This window comes from Streptomyces sp. NPDC002573 (genome assembly GCF_042889625.1).
GTDB lineage: Bacteria > Actinomycetota > Actinomycetes > Streptomycetales > Streptomycetaceae > Streptomyces > Streptomyces gibsoniae.
The window spans coordinates 20,902-37,490 of sequence record NZ_JBIARC010000055.1 but is presented as its reverse complement, the minus strand read 5'-3'; the positions used below and the strand labels follow the sequence as shown (position 1 = coordinate 37,490).

13 protein-coding genes and 3 pseudogenes are annotated in these 16,589 nt (G+C 70.7%); 6 read left to right on the top strand and 10 right to left on the bottom strand.

The genetic code is table 11. The annotated features are described in order from the left end of the window. Positions 1-223 precede the first annotated feature (223 nt). The 6 genes and pseudogenes from ACFYX0_RS35545 to ACFYX0_RS35520 all read left to right on the top strand — a co-directional run bounded on the left by ACFYX0_RS35545 (position 224) and on the right by ACFYX0_RS35520 (position 7,098). On the top strand, positions 224-1,012 hold the full coding sequence (locus ACFYX0_RS35545) for a GntR family transcriptional regulator (protein ID WP_388976801.1): 789 nt from the start codon (positions 224-226) through the stop codon (positions 1,010-1,012). 37 nt (positions 1,013-1,049) lie between these two features. Beyond that, positions 1,050-1,277 carry a ferredoxin family protein gene (locus tag ACFYX0_RS35540; RefSeq protein ID WP_030180763.1) on the top strand — a complete coding sequence of 76 codons (228 nt, stop codon included), beginning with the start codon at positions 1,050-1,052 and terminating at the stop codon, positions 1,275-1,277. Between the two features lie 15 nt (positions 1,278-1,292). Further along, positions 1,293-2,639 carry an ABC transporter substrate-binding protein gene (locus ACFYX0_RS35535; RefSeq protein WP_388976799.1) on the top strand — a complete coding sequence of 449 codons (1,347 nt, stop codon included), beginning with the start codon at positions 1,293-1,295 and terminating at the stop codon, positions 2,637-2,639. Beyond that, positions 2,636-3,364, top strand: a pseudogene (locus tag ACFYX0_RS35530) (ABC transporter permease); the annotation flags it as partial. The gene ACFYX0_RS35535 and the pseudogene ACFYX0_RS35530, both read left to right, overlap by 4 nt. A 183-nt stretch (positions 3,365-3,547) precedes the next feature. After that, positions 3,548-4,342 (top strand): ABC transporter ATP-binding protein, encoded by a 795-nt coding sequence (locus ACFYX0_RS35525; RefSeq protein WP_388976840.1) that lies wholly within the window; start codon positions 3,548-3,550, stop codon positions 4,340-4,342. Positions 4,343-4,353: 11 nt separating this feature from the next. Further along, complete coding sequence (locus tag ACFYX0_RS35520; RefSeq protein ID WP_388976796.1) at positions 4,354-7,098, top strand: fumarate reductase/succinate dehydrogenase flavoprotein subunit; 2,745 nt, start codon at positions 4,354-4,356, stop codon at positions 7,096-7,098. A gap of 202 nt (positions 7,099-7,300) precedes the next feature. Here the strand turns inward: ACFYX0_RS35520 and ACFYX0_RS35515 are convergent, their stop codons facing one another. The 10 genes and pseudogenes from ACFYX0_RS35515 to ACFYX0_RS35470 all read right to left on the bottom strand — a co-directional run bounded on the left by ACFYX0_RS35515 (position 7,301) and on the right by ACFYX0_RS35470 (position 16,576). Further along, on the bottom strand, positions 7,301-7,759 hold the full coding sequence (locus ACFYX0_RS35515; protein ID WP_366013204.1) for an Rrf2 family transcriptional regulator: 459 nt from the start codon (positions 7,757-7,759) through the stop codon (positions 7,301-7,303). Positions 7,760-7,807: 48 nt separating this feature from the next. Beyond that, a complete protein-coding gene (locus ACFYX0_RS35510; RefSeq protein WP_388976793.1) occupies positions 7,808-9,031 on the bottom strand; it encodes an acyl-CoA dehydrogenase family protein in 1,224 nt (407 codons plus the stop codon). Between the two features lie 537 nt (positions 9,032-9,568). After that, complete coding sequence (locus ACFYX0_RS35505) at positions 9,569-10,729, bottom strand: LLM class flavin-dependent oxidoreductase (RefSeq protein ID WP_388976792.1); 1,161 nt, start codon at positions 10,727-10,729, stop codon at positions 9,569-9,571. Between the two features lie 48 nt (positions 10,730-10,777). Beyond that, positions 10,778-10,915: pseudogene (locus ACFYX0_RS35500) on the bottom strand (SfnB family sulfur acquisition oxidoreductase); the annotation flags it as partial. A gap of 4 nt (positions 10,916-10,919) precedes the next feature. Continuing rightward, positions 10,920-11,474, bottom strand: coding sequence for an NADPH-dependent FMN reductase (ssuE, locus tag ACFYX0_RS35495; RefSeq protein ID WP_388976789.1), 555 nt, complete (start codon positions 11,472-11,474; stop codon positions 10,920-10,922). A 56-nt stretch (positions 11,475-11,530) separates the two neighbouring features. After that, a pseudogene (locus ACFYX0_RS35490) lies at positions 11,531-11,831 on the bottom strand (monooxygenase); the annotation flags it as partial. Continuing rightward, entirely contained in the window at positions 11,738-12,883 is a 1,146-nt protein-coding gene (locus ACFYX0_RS35485; protein WP_388976787.1) for an LLM class flavin-dependent oxidoreductase, read from the bottom strand. The pseudogene ACFYX0_RS35490 and the gene ACFYX0_RS35485, both read right to left, overlap by 94 nt. Then, entirely contained in the window at positions 12,876-13,967 is a 1,092-nt protein-coding gene (locus tag ACFYX0_RS35480) for an LLM class flavin-dependent oxidoreductase (RefSeq protein ID WP_388976785.1), read from the bottom strand. Before ACFYX0_RS35480 ends, ACFYX0_RS35485 begins: the two co-directional genes overlap by 8 nt. Next, positions 13,964-15,340 (bottom strand): NtaA/DmoA family FMN-dependent monooxygenase, encoded by a 1,377-nt coding sequence (locus ACFYX0_RS35475; RefSeq protein ID WP_388976783.1) that lies wholly within the window; start codon positions 15,338-15,340, stop codon positions 13,964-13,966. Before ACFYX0_RS35475 ends, ACFYX0_RS35480 begins: the two co-directional genes overlap by 4 nt. A 21-nt stretch (positions 15,341-15,361) precedes the next feature. After that, the gene (locus ACFYX0_RS35470; protein ID WP_387195558.1) at positions 15,362-16,576 is read right to left on the bottom strand and encodes an LLM class flavin-dependent oxidoreductase; all 1,215 of its coding nucleotides are present in this window, start codon (positions 16,574-16,576) and stop codon (positions 15,362-15,364) included. Positions 16,577-16,589 lie beyond the last annotated feature (13 nt).

The following is a 16,589-nucleotide window of genomic DNA, read 5'->3' as shown; positions in this document are numbered from 1 at the left end:
TCGTTGTGCGGGGTAGGCGGGCCGCCTCAGGCATGGGGAGTATCGGCTCTGCGGACTCTCCCGCTGAGCGCCTCGTTGGTTCACGTGGGCCGTAGACCCCGACGCTGGCAGATCTTCCCGTCCGGCCGACAAAACCGCAGGTCAGATCATACCTGGTCCCGTGTCAGGTGGCGCAATACTCCAGCAACACCGCTTTCCCTACCAGATAGGTATGGTCCAAAACATGTCAACCGCGGACCGCATCCGAGACCACGCCGGCCAGGGCGCGACCACCGTCGCCGCCCACCGTGCGCGGCGACGGCTGCGCGCGGACCGGGCACGCCAGCTCGCCGACCTGCTCCGCCACCAGCTCCTGGCCGGGGAGTTCCCGGACGGCGCGCTTCCCCACGAGACGACCCTCGCCGCCGACTACAGCGCCTCCCGCAACACCGTCCGCCAGGCACTGGACCTGCTTCGAGCCGAGGGCCTGGTGGAACGCCTCCCCGGCGTCGGCACGGTCGTCGTAGGCCAGAAATACCCCCACGGTCTCGACTGCCTGATGGGCCTCGCGGAAACCCTCCGCGAACACGGCCACGTCGCCAACGAGGTCCGCACCGTGGGCCCCGTCCCCGCCCCGGCCCCGGTGGCCGACCGGCTGCGCCTCCCGCCCGGTGCCGACGTCCTCTACATCGAACGTCTCCGCCGGCTGAACGGCCTGCCCCTGTCCCTCGACCTCACCTACATCACCCTCGACCTCGGCACCGCCCTGCTCGGCGAGGACCTGGAGAACACCGACATCTTCCGGCTCCTGGAGACACTTACCGGCCAGCATCTCGGCCATGCCGAGATCAGCCTGGAGGCGGTGAACGCCGACGCCCACTCCGCCGCCGTCCTCGAAGCCCCGCAGGGCGCCGCCGTCCTGATGCTGGAACGCCTCACACACCTCTCCGACGGCCGCCCGGTCGATCTCGAGTTCATCCGCTTCCGCGGCGACCGCATCACGATGAGCGGCCTGCTGCACCGCTCCCTCTGACGACCCCCCTCCTTGCCCGACCTCCCTGGAGACAGCCATGCCCTTGGCGCCCCAGCGGGCCGACGTGCCCGTGACCATCGACGAGTCCAAGTGCATCGACGGCTGCACCCTCTGCGTGGACATGTGCCCGCTGGACTCCCTCGCCATCGACGACAGCACCGGCAAGGCGTACATGCACGTCGACGAGTGCTGGTACTGCGGCCCGTGCGCCGCCCGCTGTCCCACCGGAGCCGTCACGGTCAACATGCCCTACCTGCTCCGGTGAAAGGTCACACCTCCCATGAAACGCACAGCACTTGCCGCAGCCGCCGCCCTGCTCCTCGCGCCGCTCACCGCCTGCGGCGGCAACGCCGCGGCCGGTAGTGACGGCTCCACCGTCACGGTCACCGTCGGCTACCAGTCCAAAACCATCAACACGGTCACGGCGGGCACCCTCCTGCGCTCCCTCGGCTATTTCGAGAAGCAGCTGAGCTCCCTCCACGACGGCAAGACATACAAGGTCGACTGGCAGGACTACGCCACCGGCGCCCCCATCACCGCCCAGATGACCGCCGGGAAGATCGACATCGGCTCGATGGGCGACTTCCCCCTGCTCATCAACGGCGCCCGCGGCAAGCAGCTCGGCAAGCCCACCCACCTGGTCTCCGTCACCGGCTACAACCTCCGCGGCGGCCTCAACACCATCGTCACCGCCCCCGACTCCAAGCTCACCTCCCTGACGGACCTGAAGGGCAAGAAAGTCTCCACGAGCGTGGGCTCCGCCGCCGACGGCACCCTCGTACGGGCCCTGCAGCGCGCCGGCATCGACCCGAACGACGGCATCAACAAACTCAACCAGCAGCCCGCCGTGGGCGCGTCGGCCCTGGCCGCGGGCAGCACGGACGCGCTCTCGCAGTTCGTCGCCTGGCCCGGTCTGCTCGCCTTCCAGGGCAAGGCGAAGGCCCTGTACGACGGCGCCCAGCTGAACCTGCCCACCTTCCACGGCGTCACCGCCCGCGAGGACTTCGCCAAGCAGCACCCTGCCGTCCTGGAGGCCTTCCTCAAGGCCCAGGCCGAGGCCACCGACTACCTCAACACCCACCCCGTGGCCGCCGCCGAGAAGGTCGCCAAGGCCACCGGCCTGCCCGCCGAGGTCGTCTACCTCTACAACGGCGCCCATGGCATCTCCACCTTCGATCCGGCCGTCAAGCCGCAGCTCGTCTCCGCGCTCAAGCAGGACGTGTCGGTCCTCAAGGCGGCGAAGCTGACCGGCGATGTCGACGTGGACTCCTTCGTCGACGACCAGTACGTGAAGAAGGCCCTGGGGGCGTCCTACGCGAAGCAGCTCGTCGCCAGGCCGCCCGCCGCCACGAGCGAGGCATGGCCTAAGAGCGCCGAGGAGACCAAGGCCTTCAATTCCCCGGCACAGCTCCTGAGGTACGTGGCCGCCCACCGCGACGGCATCCGCGCCGCCTACGTCCCCGACGCCACCACCGGCACGCTCTGGTTCGCCGACAAGGCGGTGTGGGTGGCCGACGGCGAGAAGCTCCTGCCGTTCGTCGCCCCGGCGACCGCGCAGGCGTACGTCTCCGCGCACGGCGGCGCCCGCGTCATCACCTACGCCGACGCCCTGGAGCGTGCCGCATGAGCCGGCCCGCGCCGCGAGCGGGCCGTAACCAGCGCCCCCTCCCGACGATAGGCCGGTATGCGCTGCGGGTGGCCGCCCTCGCGGCAGCCCTCGGCCTCTGGCAGCTCCTGACCGGCCTGGACATCGACCCGTGGCTGCGCTTCTCGCAGTTCCCCACGGTCACCGACGTGGCCCACGCCTTCGCCGACCGCCTCTCCGGGCCGGACTACTGGACGGACCTCACCGACAGCCTGACCCGCATCCTCACCGGCTTCCTGCTGGCCGCGGTGCTGGGCGTAGCGGTGGGCGTGCTCGTGGCCCGCTCCCGTCTCGCCGAGGACCTGCTCGGCCCCATCCTGGAAGTGGTCCGCCCGATCCCGGCGATCGCCCTGGTCCCCGTCGCGATCCTCCTCTTCCCCTCCAACGAACAGGGCATCGTCTTCATCACCTTCACCGCCGCCTTCTTCCCGGTCCTGGTCTCCACCCGGCACGCCGTCCGTGCGCTGACCCCCGTGTGGGAGGAGGCCGTGCTGACCATGGGCGGCGGCCGGTGGCGCATCCTGGGCTCGGTCGTCCTGCCGGGCGCGCTGCCCGGCATCTTCGGCGGCCTATCGGTCGGCATCGGCGTCTCGTGGATCTGTGTGATCTCCGCCGAGATGATCTCCGGCCAGTACGGCGTCGGCTACCGCACCTGGCAGGACTACACGATTGTCAACTACCCCGGCGTCTTCGTCGGCATGGTCACGATCGGCGTCCTCGGCTGGCTCACCTCCACCGCGGTGGAACTCCTGGGCCGACGCCTGACGCGCTGGCTGCCGCGTACGTCGTACGTCCCCGGAGCCCGGCCGACGGCGCCGCGCGCGCTCGCGCCCGCCCGGCCCCCACCGATGCACGCACCGACCAGCCCTCCAACGCCGAGGAGGCACGAGATGAGCACCTCGTCTGACGCCAGGCCCGACCACCGTACGGTGCGCCAGGCGCCGTCCCCCGTCCGCGGCACCCGGCTCACCTTCCACGCCGCCACGCTCGGCCGCCCCGACGCCCCGGTCCTGTCCGGCGTCGACCTGGACATCGCGCCGGGCGAGATCCTCACCGTCGTCGGTCCGTCCGGCTGTGGCAAGTCGACCCTCCTGCGCACCCTGGCGGGTCTGCTGCCCCCGCTCTCCGGAGAGATCAGCCAGGACGGGCAGTCCCTGGCCGGCCCGTCCGCCGAACGCGCCCTGGTCTTCCAGGAGGACGCCCTGCTCCCCTGGCGCACCCTGCGGGCCAACGTGGAACTCCCGCTGGCCATCCGCGGGGTGCCGCGCACGGAACGCCGCACGCAGGCGGAGGCGTGGCTGGCCCGGGTCGGACTCGCCGAGCAGGCCCGGCAGTTGCCGCACCGCGTTTCCGGCGGGCAGCGTCAGCGCGCCCAGCTGGCCCGCGCCCTCGCGGGAACGCCCCACGCCGTCCTGATGGACGAGCCGTTCGGCGCCCTCGACGCCCAGAACCGCTCCGGCATGCAGGACCTGCTGGTGCAGGTGCTGCAGGGCACGGGCGCGACCGTCGTCTTCGTCACCCACGACGTGGACGAGGCCCTCTTCCTCGGCGACCGCGTGGCCCTGCTCGGCAAAAGCCGCCTCATCGCCGTACGCGACGTACCGCGCCCGCGCGACCGCGCCGCCCATGACGATCCGACGCGCATCGCCCTGCGGCGCGAAGTCCTCACGTCACTCGGTTCTTGAAAGGCATCCCGGTGGACATCCCCCTGCAGATCCCGGCCCTCACCGACGCCGAGGAGATCAGCTGCGACGTCCTCGTCATCGGCGGCGGCACCGCCGGCACGATGGCCGCGCTCACCGCCGCCGAACACGGCGCGAACGTCCTCCTCCTGGAGAAGGCCCACGTCCGCCACTCCGGTGCGCTCGCCATGGGCATGGACGGCGTCAACAACGCGGTCATCCCCGGCCGCGCGGAACCCGAAGATTACGTCGCCGAGATCACCCGCGCCAACGACGGCATCGTCGACCAGTCCACCGTCCGCCAGACCGCCACCCGCGGCTTCGCCATGGTGCAGCGGCTTGAGTCGTACGGCGTGAAGTTCGAGAAGGACGAGCACGGCGAGTACGCGGTCCGCCAGGTCCACCGCTCCGGCTCCTACGTGCTGCCGATGCCGGAGGGCAAGGACGTCAAGAAGGTCCTGTACCGGCAGCTGCGGCGCCGGGAGATGCGGGAGCGGATCCGCATCGAGAACCGTGTGATGCCGGTGCGGGTGCTGACGGCAGAAGGGCGGGCCGTCGGAGCGGTGGGCTTTCACACCCGCACGGGCGCGTTCGTCACCATTCGCGCGGGTGCCGTGATCCTGGCGACCGGCGCCTGCGGCCGGCTCGGCCTGCCAGCCTCGGGCTACCTGTACGGCACGTACGAGAACCCGACCAACGCGGGCGACGGCTACGCCATGGCCTACCACGCCGGCGCGGAACTCACCGGCATCGAGTGCTTCCAGATCAACCCGCTGATCAAGGACTACAACGGCCCCGCCTGCGCCTATGTCGCCAACCCCTTCGGCGGCTACCAGGTCAACCGGCATGGCGAGCGCTTCGTCGACTCCGACTACTGGTCCGGCCAGATGATGGCCGAGTTCGCGGCGGAGGTCGCCTCCGACCGAGGCCCGGTCTACCTGAAGCTCAGCCACCTGCCCGAGGAGTCGGTCTCCGCGCTGGAGTCGATCCTGCACTCCACCGAGCGACCCACCCGAGGGACCTTCCACGCCGGCCGCGGCCACGACTACCGCACCCACGACGTCGAGATGCACATCTCCGAAATCGGCCTGTGCGGCGGCCACTCGGCCTCCGGCGTCCGCGTCGACGACCATGCCCGTACGACCGTCCCTCGGCTGTACGCCGCGGGCGACCTGGCCTGCGTTCCGCACAATTACATGATCGGTGCGTTCGTCTTCGGCGACCTCGCGGGCGCGGACGCCTCCCAGTACCCGCCCTACGAGGGTGAGTTGCCCGCCGACCAGCTCCACGAGGCGCACGAACTGATCTACCGTCCGCTACGCAACCCGGACGGGCCGCCGCAGCCCCAGGTCGAGTACAAACTTCGCCGCTTCGTGAACGACTACGTCGCCCCGCCGAAGTCCGGCGCCCGGCTCTCCCTCGCCCTGGATGCCTTCGAGCGGATGCGCGACGACATCGCCGCGATGGGCGCCCGCACTCCCCACGAACTCATGCGCTGCGCCGAGGTCACGTTCATCCGCGACTGCGCGGAAATGGCCGCCCGTGCCTCCTTGGCCCGCACCGAGTCCCGCTGGGGCCTCTACCACGACCGGCTCGACCATCCGCAGCGCGACGACGCCTCCTGGTTCCACCATCTCGACCTGTACAAGTCCCCCTCGGGGGCGATGGAGTTCACGGCCCGTCCCGTGGCTCCCTACCTGGTCCCGGTCGACAGCTTCGCCCCGGCCGGCGGCCCCTCCCGGCACCTCGGCGAGGTCCACCCGGAACAGGTGGCGACGGCAGGGGCCCGGGAAGCGGCACCGGTGGTGTTGCGGCAGGAACCCACCCCGGACGACACAGCCGCCCACCCCCGGGCCGACGCGGACGCGCCGGCCACACCTCGTCTGCTCGAACTGCTCTCTCTCGCGGAGGACGAGCGCGATCTCTCCGCGCTCACCGCCTACTTGACGGACCCCGAGCCCAGCGTGCGCCGGACGGCCGTCACGGTCCTGACGGAGACCGTACCGCCGGGCACCGGACCGGCACTGGCCTCGGCGCTCACCGACACCGACGCCGGCGTCCGCGCCGCCGCAGCGGCGTCCCTGCGCGAACTGGTCGAGACGCTGCCGCCGGAACCGGCCCTGCGCCACGGCCTCGCCGCCGCCCTGTCCGAGGCCGACCCCGCCGTCCGCGCCGCCGCACTGGACGTGCTGCGTGCCCTGCGGCTCGGTGACGCCGAGTTGTTCACGGGCTCCCTGTCGGACTCCGACATCGCCGTACGCATCGCGGCCGTGCGCGCGCTCGTGTCGGTCGACGCCGCGGCAGAGGTGTCCCGCGCGGCAACCGTCGATCCGTCCCGCGAGGTCCGCGTCACGATCGCCAAGGCCCTGGCCACCCTGGGGACAAGCTCGGACGCGGCAGTCCGCTCGGCCCTGGCCGCGCTCGTCGACGATTCCGACGCCCTGGTGCGTGGGGCCGCCTACGAGGCTCTGGGCACGACGGGCTGCCCTGCCGCCCTGGCCACACGCGCCGAGAAAGCCTTGTCCGACCTGGCCTGGCAGGTACGGGCCGGCGCCGCCACCGCTCTGTCCGCCGCAGACTCAGACCTGGCTGTGCCGGCCCTCGCCAAGGCCCTCACCGACCTGAACGCCGACGTCCGCAAGGCCGCCGTACTGGCCCTGACCCGCCACCGTGCCGTCGAGGACGCCCGAACAGCCCTGGCCACCGCGACGACGGACTCGGACGCGGACGTCAGGGCCTATGCGACGCGGGCGCTGTGACCGCGACCTACCGTGCGGCCAGGAGACGACCACAATTCGACGATGAGACGCGCTGGAATCTGGGGTGGTGGCTGAGAACTCCGCACCAAGCACGTACCGATGCCCGGGATGCTCAGGACGATGTCGGCGAGTTCACGCTCGCGAAAACCGGCCCTCGATGAGCTTGCCCGTCTCGGAGATCTGCTCGCTGACCGGACACCGGTCAGGGATTCGTCCAGGCCTCGGGGTCCTCCGCGAGGCTCAGGACCTCGTCGGGCAGCTTGGCCGCGGCCACGTGGGCCAGGGTGACCTCGCCAAGGATCTTGCGAACGTTGGCGCGTACGGCGATCCACAGCGGCAGCAGCGACTCCGCGGGGCCGCAGTAGGAGAGCTCGGGTGGACGCACCCCCCGCACCGACACCAGGGGGCCGTCCGCCACACGGATGACGTCCGCGATGGCGATCGAGCCAGCCGGGCGGGCGAGACGGTAGCCACCCTTTCCGCCACGCTGGCTGACCACGAGACCACCCCGGCGCAGGTCGCCGAGAATGCCCTCCAGGAACTTGTGCGGGATCCCCTGCGCCGAGGCGATCGCCTCGGCCTTGAGCGAGGCCTCATCCCCTGCCGCGGCCAGCTCCAGGGCCGCCCGCACCGCATAGTCCGCCCGCGCCGAGATCCGCATGCCGCGATTATCCATCACTGCCGAGTCCGCCCGTCACCGGCTGCGCCGTCAGGCAGGAAGGATGAAGGACGGGTGCGCACCATTGAGGAAGTAGTCCCCGATCTCACGCAGTCTGTGGGCGGCCGGTTCACGCAGGGTGTGGGTCCGGGCGTCACGCCAGAAGCGGTCGAAGCCGTGCCGCATGGAGGCAGCCTCGACTCCGACGACCTCCAGGGCACGGTTAGTGATCTCCTGCGCGGCCCGGGAGGCCGCTGCCTCGGCCACGCTCGCGAGGACGGCGATCTCCGCGCACTCCTCGTCGTGGAGATCCTCGTCCTGCGCGAGGCCGCGCAGGAGGGCATCCACCGCCTGGTCGGCGAGAGCGGACGCGGCACGTGCGACGACGGCGAGCTCGCCGTACACGGTCAGCGCGTAGGGATCCTGCGGGGGACTGCCCGGCCAGGGCTGGGGCGAGAGGGGCTGCCAGGGCGACCGCACGGCCCTTCCGTGCTCGTGGACCTCGTCCAGCAGTCCCTCGGCGATGCCGAGACAGAACTGGGCGGAGACCAGGCGCGCGGTCGGCACGGCAAGAGAGGCGAAGGGTGACAGGACGCCCTCGTCGGGCGAGAGCGAGCCGAACACATCGTCCGCCGCTACCGGTACGGAGTCGAACTCCACGGCGCCACCGGCTGCCAGCCGCTGGCCGAAGGTGTCCCCGCTGCTGCCGCTCACGACACCCGGGTGGGTGGGGTCGACGAGGACGGCCAGCGGCTCACCCGTGCCGTACCTGGCGGCTCGGACCACCAGCCGGTCGGCGATCCCGACGCCGGTGGCGTACCTCTGGTAGCCGTTCAGCAGATAGCCGCTCGCCGTGGGAGTCAGGATGAGCGGCGGTTCGTGTGAGGCGATACCGCCTCCCCAGCACCACTGTCCCTCCGTCGACTCCCGCTCGACACGGGCGGCACGTGCAGGGTCTGCGAAGAAACGGGCGGTGAAGGACAGGAAGTAGTGGTGGCCCAGCAGGTGGCCGATGGCCCCGTCGGCCGCAGCGACGGTCCGGACGACCGTGCAGGCCGTGCGCCAGTCCGCACCTCCTCCCCCCTGCTCGGCCGACGCCAGCAATGTCAGCAGCCCCGACTCGCGCAGCCGCGCGACCTCGTCGAGCGGTGCTTTGCCGGCCTGTTCGCGCTCGGCCGCGTCCGTGGCCAGGTCGTCCGCCATCTCACGGGCTATGTGCAGCCAGTCGACCTGCCCGGCTCCCGCGTCGGTCACCTCGTCGGCCGTCACCGCCATATCCGGACCCGCTTCATGCGACTGCGGCTGTCACTGCACCTCAGTGCTGTTGTCATGGCGTCTTCCTTCAGGGGGCCGAGGACGACGCGATGCCCGGCGAGGCGGCGTGGGAGTGCAGCGGTGCGCGAGAGGCGTCGGCTTCATCATCCTCACTTTCCTCTTCGACCACCGTCAAGACTTCCCTAGTAATTCGATAGGAAAACTAGGGATATAGCCACGCTCCGGCTGATTCACGCTCCTGGATGGCGAGTTCGCGATGGCGCGCAGCCGGACAGTTGTCCCGGCCCCGAGGGCTGCCGGTCGACCGTGGAGGCGCTCACGGAGCGTGGCGCCGCCGGACGGGGCCAGGAACCTGCCGCGGCTGCGCGGTTCCGGAACGACGAGGTCGACCAAGTCGGCGAAGGTGCCTGGGGTGGTGGCTCGGTGTCGCAGGCAGCCTCACGGGCGAACTTGGAGGCCGGCTCGACGGCGACAGCGACCGCCTCGTTGTCGTCAGCGATCACTTGGGCGCTCCCGACCTCCACCGCGATCAGGTGGTCATCGCGGGCCCCCGGCGCCGGCGAAGGGCACTTGGGCCGAAGGGGCGGCCTGCTGTCCGTACGGGTGCTGCCACAGGCCCTGCGCCTGAAGTCTCGGCAGGACGCCCTCGCCGAACCAGTACGCCTCCTCCAGGTGCGGATAGCCGGAGAGCACGAACTCGTCGACGCCGAGGGCGTGGTACTCCTTGATCCGCTCGGCGACCTCGCCATGGCTGCCGACCAGGGCGGTGCCCGCGCCGCCGCGCACCAGGCCGATGCCTGCCCACAGGTTGGGGTGGATTTCCAGGCGGTCACGGCTGCCGCCGTCGTGCAGGGCGAGCATGCGCTGCTGGCCCTCGGACTCGCTGCGGGCCAGGCCCGCCTGGATGGTCTTGACCGCCTCCGGGTCGAAGCCGTCCAGGAGCCGGTTCGCCTCGGCCCAGGCCTGCTCGGAGGTGTCGCGGGTGATGACATGCAGGCGGATGCCGAAGCGGACGCGACGGCCCTCCTTGTCGGCCAACGCCCGGATCCAGGAGATCTTCTCCGCGACGGCGGCGGGCGGCTCGCCCCAGGTGAGATAGACGTCGACATGCTTGGCGGCGACTTCTCCGGCGATCGGCGAGGAGCCCCCGAAGTACACCTCGGGGACCGGGCCGGGTACCCGTGCGAGCTTCGCGTCCTCGACCTGGAGGTGCTCGCCGCGCAGGTCGACGGTCTTGCCCTCCCACAACCCTCGTACGATCGCGAGGAATTCGCCGGTACGGCGGTAGCGCGCGTCCTTGTCGAGGAAGTCTCCGTAGGCCCGCTGCTCGTGGCTTTCCCCGCCGGTGACGACGTTGAGCAGAAGCCGTCCGCCGGTCTGCCGCTGGAAGGTGGAGGCCATCTGCGCGGCGAGCGTCGGTGAGACGAAGCCAGGCCGGAAGGCGACGAGGAACTTCAGCCGCTCGGTGTTCTGGCTGACCATCGCGGTGGTCAGCCACGCGTCCTCGCACCAGGCTCCCGTCGGCGTGAGTGCGCCGACGAAGCCCAGGTCCTCGGCGGCGCGGGCGATCTGGCTGAGGTAGGCGACAGTGGGCGGCCGGTCGCGCCCGGACTCGGTGGCGGGGGTGCCGTGGCCGCCGCCGACGACGTGGCGGCTGTCTCCGTTGGTCGGCAGGAACCAGTGGAAGGTGAGGGACACTCGGGGCTCCGATCTGGGGTGCGATCAGGGGACGTTCGTCGGCGCCGGGGCGGAGAGCCGGTCCAGCTCCTCGCGGGGAAGCCGGCGTTCGGCGTCGCGAGCCGAGGCGCCCGCCCGAAACTCGTTGCTCGGGGCGGACGCGACAGTGACGGCCTCGGCGTCGTCGGTGATGACCTGCGCGGTCATGGCCTCAGCTCGCCGCGGCGAGGAGCGGGGTACGGCCCAGCGCCAGCGAGAAATGGTCGACGACCTGGGTGAGGGCCTCGGCTGCGGCCGGTGCGACAGTGATCGAGCCGTCGTCGTGGGCGGTGATGTCCTTGTCGAGGGTGAACCAGCCCTGCATGATGTGCGCGGCGCCCATGGAGTTGAGGACCGGACGCAGGGCGTAGTCGATGGCGAGGACATGCGCGGTGGAGCCGCCGGTGGCGAGAGGGAGGACCGTCTTTCCGGTGAGTGCGTACTGCGGGAGCAGGTCGAGGAGCGCCTTGAGGACTCCGGAGTACGACGCTTTGTAGACGGGTGTTCCTACGACGACGCCGGCGGCGCTCGCGAACAGTTCGGTGGCCTCGACGATCGCCGGATGCCGGAAGTCCGCGCCGAGCAGGGCATCGGCCGGGATGGTGCGAACGTCGAGCGGAACGACGTCGTGCCCCTGAGCGGTCAGTCGCTGGTCCAGGTGGCGCAGCAGGCGGTTGGTGCGGGAGGAGGCGGAAGGGCTGCCGGATACGGACAGGACGGTGGCCATGGGTCCTCTTTCGGGGAGAAGGGGGCGCCTCCGCCGGGGAGGCGCTCTGGGGGCGGTCAGGGGTACCAGGTCGGTTCGGGCAGTTCGCCCTCGATGACCCAGCGCCCGACCTCTGGCCGCTTGTGGGCGACAGGGTCGTGGAGGGTGTGGGTGCGGACGTTGCGCCAGAAGCGGCAGGCCCTCGGATGCGGCGGTGGCGCGGGCGCCGGTCACTTCGAGGATCTGGTTGCCGATCTCCAGGGCGACGTCGGTGGCGCGGGCGTTCACTGCTGGAAGGAGTGCCCCCGTCGGCGCCATTCCTCCGCGAGCAGTTCGTACGAGCGGACCCGGTCCGTGTGGTCGTGGGTGATCGTCGTGAGGAGCAACTCGTCCGCGCTCGTGGCCTCCTGCAGTTGTTCCAACTGGTCGGCGACCCGGCTCGGCGAGCCGACGAACTGGGTGTCGAGGCGGTCCTGGACGAGGGCCCGGTCCTCGTCGGTCCATGCGTGGGCACGCGCTTCCTGCGGCGTCGGGAACTCGATGGCGCCTTCGGCGGTACGGATGCTGCGCACCCATGGGCCGTAGCCGGTGGCGAGTTCACGGGCCGTTGCGTCGTCCTCTGCGACGACGACGTCCGCCGAGACGCTGACGTACGGCTTGTCGAGGAACTCGGAGGGCTGGAAGAAGGACCGGTAGCCCTCCACCGCCTCCAGGACCGTGGCTGGGCTGACGTGATAGTTGGCCGCGAACCGCAGACCGTTGCCGCCCGCCACCTCGGCGCTCTGACCACCGCTGCTGCCCAGGATCCACACCTCCACGTCGGCGCCCTCCCCTGGCACGACGTGCGCTTCGACGCCCTCCGGCGAGCGGTAGGTGCCGGCCAGCAGGGCGAGGATGTCGTCGATCTGCTCGGCGTAGTCCTGTGACTCGGCGCCTGGCAGCAGGAGCAGCCTGCGCTGCAGCGCGATGCGGGGTGAGCCGAGCAGATGTTCGAATGAGAAGCGGGGTGGGATCAGCAGGCCGTTCGGGGTGCGGCCGTCGACGACGGGTGTCGCCGTGGGCAACGGTGCGACCGGCTGTCCCGGCGGGCGGCCGCCCGAGCGTCCCAGGCCCAGATCGAAGCGGCCCGGGTGCAGTGTGTCGAGCAGGCCGAACTCCTCCACGGTGGACAGCGCCGTGCGGTGCCCGAGCTGCACGGCCCCGGAGCCGAGCCGGATGGTGGAGGTGGCGGAGGCGGTCAGCGCCAGGACGACGGCGGGTGACGTGCCCGCCACGCCGGGATTGAGGTGATGCTCAGCGAACCAGTAGCGGGCATATCCGAGGCGTTCGGCCTGCTGTGCGAGGTCGATGGAGTTGCGCAGGGCATCGGCTGCCGTCGATCCGGAGGAGATCGGGACCAGGTCGAGGACGCCGAGGGAGATGTCAGACACGGGTGGACTCCTGGGTGATCGGTGATGCCGGAAGCACGGGGCCCCAGGCGAACGGCGGGTCGGGGATCTCGCGGCGCAGCACGGGGGCGGCCTCGGACTGGAACAGCTCGAGGGAGGCGCGATGCTGGGACTCCGGCAGCCCACCCGCGTCGGCGTGCAGGTGGACGACCGTGTGGCCGAACTGCTCGTGGTAGCGGTGCACCTTGTCGACGACCTGTTGCGGGCTGCCGATCAGCGCCGAGCTGCGCTCGACGAAGTCCTCGAAGGTCTCGAAGACCACCGGCAGGCCTGCCTTCTTGAAGAAGGCCAGGTTGGCCTCGAAGATCGGCCGGTACGCGGCGAGCGCCTCCTGCGAGGTGGGGGCGACACAGATGCCCGCGGTGCCGGCGCCGACGGCGATCTGCGCCGGGTCGTGGCCGTAGAACTCCCAGCGCTCGCGGTAGTGGCGGATCAACTCGGCATACGGCTCTATGGGGTTGGTGACGTTGGCGGAGAACAGCGGGTCGCCGTAGCGGGCGGCGAGATCGACCGACTCCTTGCTGGTGGCGCTGCCGTGCCAGACCCGGACCGGCTGCTGGTACGGCCGCGGCCACACCTCGGCGTCGGTCAGCGGGGGACGGAAGCGGGCGTCGGCGGTGACCTTGTCCTGGCGCCAGATCTTCCGGAAGACCTCGTAGCTCTCGGCGTTGCGGTCCCACTGGTCCTCGGGCGTTACGTTGAACAGGACGCGCTGGGCGGCGCCGTTGCCCTTGCCGATGATCAGGTCGAGGCGGCCGCCCGAGAGATGGTCGAGGGTGGCGTAGTCCTCGTACGCGCGGACCGGGTCCAGCAGGCTGAGCGTCGTGACGGCCGTGAACAGGCGGATCCGCTTCGTCCGGGCGGCCACATGGCTCAGTACGACGGTCGGGGACGAGGAGATGAACGGCCGCTCGTGCCGCTCCCCCACGCCGAAGCCGTCGAACCCCAGCTCCTCGGCGAGCAGGGCGTTGTCGAGGACCTCGCGGAACCGGTCGTGTGTGGACTTCTGCACCCCGGTGACCGGGTCCGGGCGGTGCACGATCAGGGTGATCGCGAGGAACTTCACGACGCCGCCCGCTCGTCGGACGCCTCGTCCGGGTGGGCGAGGCCGAGGTGGTGCCGGAGCGTCGGGCCCTCGTAGTCGGTGCGGAAGACGCCCTGTTCCTGCAGCAGCGGGACAACCTTGTCGGCGAAGTCGTCGAGGCCGGTCGGGGTGATGTGCGGGACGAGGATGAAGCCGTCACTGGCGTCGGCCTGGACGTAGTCGTTGATGGTCTTGGCGATGGTCGCCGGGGAGCCGATGAAGTTCTGGCGGTTGCCGGTGTTGATGATCAGGTCGCGGATGGACCAGTTGTTCGCCTCGGCCAGCTCGCGCCACTCGCGGGCGGTGGCCAGCGGGTCGCGGTACATCCGGACCTGGGCGCGGCCCTTGGAGATGTGGTTGTCGCTGACGTCCGGGTCGATGTCGGGCAGCGGGCCTTCGGGGTCGTAGGCGGACAGATCGCGGTTCCAGACGAACTCCAGGTGCTTGATGGCGGTGGCCCCGCTGACCTGCTGGCGGCGCACCTCCCGGGCCAGCTCCTCCGCCTCGGCGTCGGTGTCGGCGAGGGCGAAGGAAGCGGCGGGCAGGATGAGCAACTGGTCGTGCCGGCGGCCGTACTTGGCGAGGCGGTTCTTGACGTCCGTGTAGAAGGCCTGGCCGCCTTCGAGGGTGGCGTAGCGGCTGAAGATGGCGTCGGCGCTCGAAGCGGCGAATTCGCGGCCCTCGTCGGAGTCTCCGGCCTGGAAGATGACCGGGCGGCCCTGCGGGGAGCGCGGGACGTTGAACTGGCCGTGGATGTCGAAGTGCTGGCCGGTGTGGACGAAGGAGCCGGCCTTCGCGTCACGTAGGAAGACGCCGGTCGTCTGGTCAGCGATGATCTCGTCGCCTTGCCAGGAGTCGAAGAGTTCGCCCACCGTGGCCAGGAACTCCTTCGCCCGGGAGTAACGCTCGCCCTGCGGCAGGAAGCCGCCGCGGCGGAAGTTCCCGCCCGTGAAGGCGTCCCAGGAGGTGACGACGTTCCAGGCGGCGCGGCCGCCCGAGAGGTGGTCGAGGCTGGCGAACTGGCGGGCCACCTCGTAGGGCTCGTTGAAGGTGGAGTTAATGGTTCCGGTCAGGCCGAGGTGTTCGGTGACGGCGGCGAGCGCGGCGAGGACGGTGAAGGTGTCGGGGCGGCCGACGACGTCCAAGTCGTATATTTTTCCGCCCTGTTCGCGCAGCCTGAGGCCCTCGGCGAGGAACAGGAAGTCGAACTTTGCGCGTTCGGCGGTCTGCGCGAAGTGGGTGAAGGAGCTGAACTCGATGTTGCTGCCGGCCTTCGGGTCGCTCCACACGGTGGTGTTGTTGACGCCCGGGAAGTGCGCGGCCAGATGGATCTGCTTCAGCGGCTTGCTGGTCATGTCGGTGCGGGTCCTTCCGGCTCAGACGGTGGCAGCGGCGTAGCGGTTGGCGGGGCGGGCCAGGCCCAGCAGGCCGCGCAGGGTGTCGGCCTCGTAGGCGGTGCGGAAGGCACCGCGGCGCTGGAGTTCGGGCACCAGGCCCCGGGTGACGGCCGGCAGGTCGTGCCCGGCGACGGCGGGCCGCAACCGGAAGCCGCTCAGCCCCTCCACCGCCAAGTCCTGCAACAAGTCGGCGAGTTGAGCGGGCGTACCGGCGAAGATGCGTGCGTCGCTTGTGTACGGCTCCCCCGCGAGGGCGTCGAGACGTGCCCGGCGGTCCTCCGCCGCGGCCGGCTCGTCGTCCAGGAAGACCACCAGGTCACCGAAGACGTGCACGAGTTCACCGGCGCGTCCGGCCGCCTCCTGCTCGGCGCGGATCTCGGCGACGATCGCGCGGGCCTGGCCGGCGTCGTGCGGGGTGACGTAGCCGACGTCGGCCTGACGGGCCACCAGCCGGTACGGGATCGTCTGGTGGGCCAGGGCGGTGACCAGCGGCTGGCCCTGGGGAGGCCGCGGGGTGATGGACGGGCCCTTCACACTGAAGTGTCTGCCCTCGAAGTCGATGTAGTGCAGCTTGTCGCGGTCGATGAAGCGGCCGGTGGCGACGTCGCGGATCTCCGCGTCGTCCTCCCAGCTGTCCCAGAGTCGGCGCACGACCTCGACGTAGTCGGCGGCCTCGTCGAAGTGGTCGGTGAGCAGGTCCTGCCCGGCCGGGCTCTGGATGCCCTCCAGGCTGAGCGGTGGAAAGGTGCGGCGACCGAAGTGCGCGGCCTCGTGCGGCCGGGGCGAGATCTGCACGCGCAGGCCGGCCCGGCCGCTGCTGACGTAGTCGAGAGTGGCGATCGCCTTGGAGATGTGGAACGGCTCCGTGTGGGTGGCGATCACGGTCGGCACCAGGCCGATGTGCCGGGTCAAGGGTGCAATACGGGACGCGATCAGTACGGCGTCCAGGCGTCCGCGGACCTGATCGGTACGGCCGTCCAACTCACCGTAGTGCGAGGACTGCAGGCCGAGGCCGTCCTCGAGGGTGACGAAGTCGAGCAGGCCGCGTTCGGCCTCGGCGACCAGGTCGGCCCAGTATCCGGCGGTGAACAGGTACCGGGGGCGGGCGACTTGCTCGCGCCAGGAGGCGGGATGCCAGCCTGTGCCGTCGAGAGCCACGGCAAGGTGCAGGGGAGAAGCGGGAGTTGCGGACACGAGGGTGCCTTCC

Excerpts from the sequence above, each read along its gene's own strand:
- ACFYX0_RS35510 (WP_388976793.1), bottom strand. The coding sequence starts at position 9,031 with ATGGCGGTGACGGCCGACGAGGTGACCGACGCGGGAGCCGGGCAGGTC.
- ACFYX0_RS35540 (WP_030180763.1), top strand. The coding sequence starts at position 1,050 with ATGCCCTTGGCGCCCCAGCGGGCCGACGTGCCCGTGACCATCGACGAG.
- ACFYX0_RS35515 (WP_366013204.1), bottom strand. The coding sequence starts at position 7,759 with ATGCGGATCTCGGCGCGGGCGGACTATGCGGTGCGGGCGGCCCTGGAG.
- ACFYX0_RS35475 (WP_388976783.1), bottom strand. The coding sequence starts at position 15,340 with ATGACCAGCAAGCCGCTGAAGCAGATCCATCTGGCCGCGCACTTCCCG.
- ACFYX0_RS35525 (WP_388976840.1), top strand. The coding sequence starts at position 3,548 with ATGAGCACCTCGTCTGACGCCAGGCCCGACCACCGTACGGTGCGCCAG.
- ACFYX0_RS35535 (WP_388976799.1), top strand. The coding sequence starts at position 1,293 with ATGAAACGCACAGCACTTGCCGCAGCCGCCGCCCTGCTCCTCGCGCCG.
- ACFYX0_RS35545 (WP_388976801.1), top strand. The coding sequence starts at position 224 with ATGTCAACCGCGGACCGCATCCGAGACCACGCCGGCCAGGGCGCGACC.
- ssuE (WP_388976789.1), bottom strand. The coding sequence starts at position 11,474 with ATGGCCACCGTCCTGTCCGTATCCGGCAGCCCTTCCGCCTCCTCCCGC.